Genomic DNA, 3,429 nt, shown 5'->3' on the forward strand with positions numbered 1-3,429 from the left:
TTGGGTGTGTTGTTTGAGAACTGCACAGTGGACGCGAGCATCTTTGTTAGTAAGTGTTTAAGAGCGTACGGTGGATGCCTTGGCACCAGGAGCCGATGAAGGACGTAGGAGGCTGCGATAAGCCTCGGGGAGCTGTCAACCGAGCTGAGATCCGAGGATTTCCGAATGGGGAAACCCAGCACGAGTGATGTCGTGTTACCCGCATCTGAATATATAGGGTGTGTGGAGGGAACGTGGGGAAGTGAAACATCTCAGTACCCACAGGAAGAGAAAACAATAGTGATTCCGTGAGTAGTGGCGAGCGAAAGCGGATGAGGCTAAACCAGTTGGATGTGATAGACGGCAGTTGTTGTCCATCTGGGGTAGTGGGATCATTCTTCTCAGTTCTGCCGAGCTGAGCAACAGTCAGAAACCGTTGTGTTAGTTGAAGTGGTCTGGAACGGCCTGCCATAGACGGTGATAGTCCGGTAAGCGAAAACTCAACGGCTGTTGTGGATGTCTCCCGAGTAGCAGCGGGCCCGTGAAATCTGCTGTGAATCTGCCGGGACCACCCGGTAAGCCTGAATACTCCCTGGTGACCGATAGCGGACTAGTACCGTGAGGGAAAGGTGAAAAGTACCCCGGGAGGGGAGTGAAATAGTACCTGAAACCGTGCGCTTACAATCCGTCAGGGCCTACGCACAACTTGTTGTGGTGGGTGATGGCGTGCCTTTTGAAGAATGAGCCTGCGAGTTAGTGGCATGTGGCGAGGTTAACCCGTGTGGGGTAGCCGTAGCGAAAGCGAGTCCGAATAGGGCGTTTTGAGTCGCGTGTTCTAGACCCGAAGCGGAGTGATCTACCCATGGCCAGGGTGAAGCGACGGTAAGACGTCGTGGAGGCCCGAACCCACTTAGGTTGAAAACTGAGGGGATGAGCTGTGGGTAGGGGTGAAAGGCCAATCAAACTCCGTGATAGCTGGTTCTCCCCGAAATGCATTTAGGTGCAGCGTCACGTGTTTCACGCCGGAGGTAGAGCTACTGGATGGTCTAGGGGGCCTACAAGCTTACCGAAATCAGCCAAACTCCGAATGCCGGTGTGTGAGAGCGTGGCAGTGAGACTGCGGGGGATAAGCTTCGTAGTCGAGAGGGAAACAGCCCAGATCGCCGGCTAAGGCCCCTAAGCGTGTACTAAGTGGAAAAGGATGTGGAGTCGCGAAGACAACCAGGAGGTTGGCTTAGAAGCAGCCATCCTTGAAAGAGTGCGTAATAGCTCACTGGTCAAGTGATTCTGCGCCGACAATGTAGCGGGGCTCAAGTACACCGCCGAAGCCGCGGCATTCACACAATACATCCGCTGATTCCTACGGGTTTCGGTGCAGTGGTGTGGATGGGTAGGGGAGCGTCCTACAGCCATGGAAGCAGCAGCGTGAGCTAGTTGTGGAGGCTGTGGGAGTGAGAATGCAGGCATGAGTAGCGAAAGACGAGTGAGAAACTCGTCCGCCGAATGACCAAGGGTTCCTGGGCCAGGTTAATCCGCCCAGGGTGAGTCGGGACCTAAGGCGAGGCCGACAGGCGTAGTCGATGGACAACGGGTTGATATTCCCGTACCCGTGTATCCGCGCCCAATGGCGAATCAGTGGTGCTAAGTATCCAAAAGCGGATGGACTCCCTTCGGGGAGCTGGAAGTGGCTGCATACGACCCTTGCTGTAGTAGTCAAGCGATGGGGTGACGCAGGAAGGTAGCTGGGCCAGTCAGTGGTTGTACTGGTGTAAGCCTGTAGGGCGTTGTGTAGGTAAATCCGCACAACATGTGCCTGAGAGGTGATGCGTAGCCGATTGAGGTGAATTCAGTGATCCTATGCTGCCGAGAAAAGCCTCTAGTGAGTTGGTACACGGCCCGTACCCCAAACCGACACAGGTGGTCAGGTAGAGAATACTGAGGCGATCGAGAGAACTGTGGTTAAGGAACTCGGCAAAATGCCCCCGTAACTTCGGGAGAAGGGGGACCAACGCTGGTGACCGGATTTACTCCGTGAGCTGGTGGTGGTCGCAGAGACCAGTGAGAAGCGACTGTTTACTAAAAACACAGGTCCGTGCGAAGTCGTAAGACGATGTATACGGACTGACGCCTGCCCGGTGCCGGAAGGTTAAGAGGACCGGTTAGCCAGTAATGGCGAAGCTGAGAATTTAAGCCCCGGTAAACGGCGGTGGTAACTATAACCATCCTAAGGTAGCGAAATTCCTTGTCGGGTAAGTTCCGACCTGCACGAATGGCGTAACGACTTCTCAGCTGTCTCAACCACAGACTCGGCGAAATTGCATTACGAGTAAAGATGCTCGTTACGCGCGGCAGGACGAAAAGACCCCGGGACCTTCACTATAGCTTGGTATTGGTGTTCGGTACGGTTTGTGTAGGATAGGTGGGAGACTGTGAAGCTGGCACGCCAGTGTTGGTGGAGTCATCGTTGAAATACCACTCTGATCGTATTGGACTTCTAACCTCGGACCATGATCTGGTTCAGGGACAGTGCCTGGTGGGTAGTTTAACTGGGGCGGTTGCCTCCTAAAATGTAACGGAGGCGCCCAAAGGTTCCCTCAGCCTGGTTGGCAATCAGGTGTCGAGTGCAAGTGCACAAGGGAGCTTGACTGTGAGAGTGACAGCTCGAGCAGGGACGAAAGTCGGGACTAGTGATCCGGCACCGGCAAGTGGAAGCGGTGTCGCTCAACGGATAAAAGGTACCCCGGGGATAACAGGCTGATCTTCCCCAAGAGTCCATATCGACGGGATGGTTTGGCACCTCGATGTCGGCTCGTCGCATCCTGGGGCTGGAGTAGGTCCCAAGGGTTGGGCTGTTCGCCCATTAAAGCGGCACGCGAGCTGGGTTTAGAACGTCGTGAGACAGTTCGGTCTCTATCCGCCGCGCGCGTCAGAAACTTGAGGAAGGCTGTCCCTAGTACGAGAGGACCGGGACGGACGAACCTCTGGTGTGCCAGTTGTCCTGCCAAGGGCACTGCTGGTTAGCTACGTTCGGAAGGGATAACCGCTGAAAGCATCTAAGCGGGAAGCCTGTTCCAAGATGAGGTTTCTCACCACCTTCGAGTGGTTAAGGCCCCCTACAGACCATGGGGTTGATAGGCCAGAACTGGAAGCCCGGTAACGGGTGTAGGTGACTGGTACTAATAGGCCGAGGACTTACCAACAAAGAAGCTACGCGTCCACTGTGCGGTATCTGAAACAACACACAGACACTGCAGCAGACAGTTCACGAGGGATTTTTATGTCCTTCGGGGAGCTTGTCGCGCTGTGTGTGGATAGTTTCATAGAGTTACGGCGGCTATAGCGGTGGGGAAACGCCCGGTCCCATTCCGAACCCGGAAGCTAAGGCCACCAGCGCCGATGGTACTGCACTCGACAGGGTGTGGGAGAGTAGGACACCGCCGGAACATCCTT

At 55.0% G+C, this 3,429-nt stretch carries 2 rRNA genes; both read left to right on the plus strand.

Annotated elements, in window-relative coordinates:
* The first annotated feature begins 47 nt into the window (after nt 1-47).
* Nucleotides 48-3,179, plus strand: a 23S ribosomal RNA gene (locus ACZ60G_RS43960).
* A 126-nt stretch (nt 3,180-3,305) separates the two neighbouring features.
* Nucleotides 3,306-3,422 (plus strand): 5S ribosomal RNA (rrf, locus tag ACZ60G_RS43965).
* Nucleotides 3,423-3,429 lie beyond the last annotated feature (7 nt).

The organism is Nocardia sp. NPDC102475 (genome assembly GCF_055584605.1).